This window comes from Sulfitobacter sp. HI0129 (assembly GCF_001635395.1).
Lineage (GTDB): Bacteria > Pseudomonadota > Alphaproteobacteria > Rhodobacterales > Rhodobacteraceae > Sulfitobacter.
Genome location: NZ_LWGH01000605.1, coordinates 1 through 1,882, shown reverse-complemented (window position 1 = coordinate 1,882; position 1,882 = coordinate 1). Strand labels below are relative to the sequence as shown.

1 protein-coding gene is annotated in these 1,882 nt (G+C 67.4%); it reads left to right on the top strand.

Going from position 1 to position 1,882, the window contains the following annotated elements; all coding sequences use genetic code 11:
* Window positions 1-167: 167 nt before the first annotated feature.
* The coding region (locus A3764_RS15995) for a hypothetical protein (protein ID WP_150122233.1) at window positions 168-1,882 on the top strand (1,715 nt) is incomplete at its 3' end.

Below are 1,882 nucleotides of genomic sequence, written 5' to 3'. Positions count from 1 at the left end.
ATGCGTTTCGCGGCTTACAAGTCCGCTCCGCAACCGGTGGGTGCGGGGCGCAGTCCGATCCTGGCGCATGCGCCGCCGCGCATGACGCGCTGGACCGATTACAATGCCGCCTATCCGTCCGGCCTGAACCTGCCCAGGACCGTCGCGGACGTCCGAGGAGATCAGAATTGACAACCAAGGACGCGCGCGCACTCGGGTTCGACATCTCGACCGTTCCCGACGGGATCGAACAGGTGGAATCCGACACGATGGCCCGGATCAGCCTAGTTTTCCGCCCCAACGGCAAGGGCAACGCCCTGAAGCTCCTGGATATCGTCGAGCCGGGGCGATTGGACCACGTTCTGGGAAGTGACTGGGCCGATCTCGACGAAGACGCGCGGGCGGCCCTGCTGAACCGGCTGGCGGACGATCCGAACGACGTCAACCTGCCGGCGGACACGCGCAGCGCGTCGAAGGGCATTCCCGAGACGCTGAGCGACGACAAGGCGCGGCGCGCGGTCTGGGGAAATGGTCCGAACGGTGTCGCGTCCATTGCCGAGACCATGATCGACAACCTGGCCGAATGGCTGAAGCGCCTGCCCGAGCATCTCCATGCCACGGCGCAGCACACCGGCATCCATGCCGAACCTGCGACGCCGCCTAAGCCGGGCCTCGACATTCCGGATACCGACTGCCTCCGGTTCTTTGACCGCTGTGTGGCGATTCCGACCGAATTCCGTCGCCCGGAATTCGGTGCGGAGGGCGCTATCGCCAAATCCAACCTCACGGACACCGTCGACCCCGTCGAGATCGTCGCAGGGCGGGGCCTCGACCCGGAGGGGGGGTTGTCAGATTGGCGGCTGCCGGAGCTGGAGCAACTGGACGGCATCGTCGGGCGCCGGCAGAACGGGGAAACCTGGCCGCTGGAACGGGCGATTGCATTCTGGAAGGCGATGTTCACGACGGAGGAGCTTCGCGATCTGGCCCGCGCGCTGCTCTTTCCCGACGATCCGCAAGGCAAACGGACCGCGGAACAGAAGCGCGCCCGCGATCCGGCCCGCGCGACCCTCGGCACCGATGCGGCCAGCGCGCTGGCCGCCGGCATGGCGGAAATCAAGGTTCAGGAGCTTCTGGCCAGCGTCAAAAAGAACTTTGCAGAGAACCGGCTTGCCGATGTCCCGTTCGCCGCGGGCCTGTCGACGGAGGACATGATCGGAACGATCCACGGGCGGCTTCTGGGAACCGTGCGGGCCTTTCCGACGGACAGCGGCACGCCATCCGACACGCCCCCCGAGGAAGGCACGGAGGCAGATGCCGGACAGGCCGCCCGAAAGTTCGATCGCGACGCCGACGCCCTGACCCAGCGCACGATCACCCCGGAAATCCTCGGGCTGAGCGTCGAAGATGAGCCGACAGGACCCCCGCCCGAAGACACGGAACAGGCATCGGAACCGGAGCCCGTCGGACCCGCCATGCGCACCTCGCTGGAGATCGCCCGGATCGCGGAGGCGAGACGGCTCGCCACCCTCCGCTCCATGCTGCTCGAAGAGCCCCGGACGGTGGAGACGCTTGGCTATCGCTTCGGGAAACTCGAGGCCGGTAACGACACGCCGCCCGACTTCATCGAGCAGAGGATCGGCGAATTGCGACCCGGGTTCGGGAAAGTGCTTTTCGAGGTCCAGCGTCGCAACCTGACGGCCCAGGCCGCGCTCGAAGCGGAAGAAATGGCGCGATGGCAAACCGCCTTTTCGGGCGGGACGGCAGAGCCGCGCGCCACGGACATCCGGCTTGCGCGGCCCGATGAGACCAACGCCCGGCAGGCGGTCGAGATCGCCTTTGCCGAGACGGCTGGCCTCGCGATCGAGAGCGGCGCCGCCCTGCTGCGCGAGAGCCCCGCCCCCGG